Consider the following 520-nt stretch of genomic DNA (forward strand, 5'->3'; position numbering starts at 1 on the left):
ATGTTCTCCGCCCGGTCCATGTTGTGCTTGTCGGGCTCGATATCGATGCCGCAGCCGGGCTTGATGCCGCGGGTGTTGCTGAATTCGCAGCCATGCACCCGGATGTTGCGCGTGCCGCCGAGCGTCAGGCCCATCCGGCGGTTGCCGGTGGACACCACGTTGGCGATGACGACGTCGCTGGACGGGGTCCAGGGATCGTAGCGTCCGTTCAGGCGCATGCTGGAGATCGACATGCCGTCGCCCCAGCAATCGGAGATGCGCATGTCGCGGATGGTGACCCGGCGGCAGCCGCGGATCATGATGCCCTGGCCCCACTGGCCGGTGGTGCCCGTGTGCCGATGGCGATCGCCGATGATCTGGCCGCCGGAGATCTCCAGGTCGCTGGCGTTGCCGGCATCGAGCACGTAGTACCGCGGCGACGAGTTGGTCTTCGCCACCAGCTTGGCCCCGGATGCCAGCTTCAGGTGCATGCGGCTGCGCAGCCGGACCTTGCGGACCGCGTCGATCATGTAGGTGCCGT

General features: G+C 66.9%; 1 protein-coding gene. It reads right to left on the reverse strand.

Annotated features, from left to right (window positions below):
- On the reverse strand, positions 1-509 hold a 509-nt coding region (locus SNE34_RS14770), incomplete at its 3' end, for a right-handed parallel beta-helix repeat-containing protein (RefSeq protein ID WP_332618384.1).
- Between the last annotated feature and the right edge of the window lie 11 nt (positions 510-520).

It is taken from the genome of Novilysobacter erysipheiresistens (assembly GCF_036663935.1).
In the GTDB taxonomy this organism is placed as follows: Bacteria; Pseudomonadota; Gammaproteobacteria; order Xanthomonadales; family Xanthomonadaceae; genus Novilysobacter; species Novilysobacter erysipheiresistens.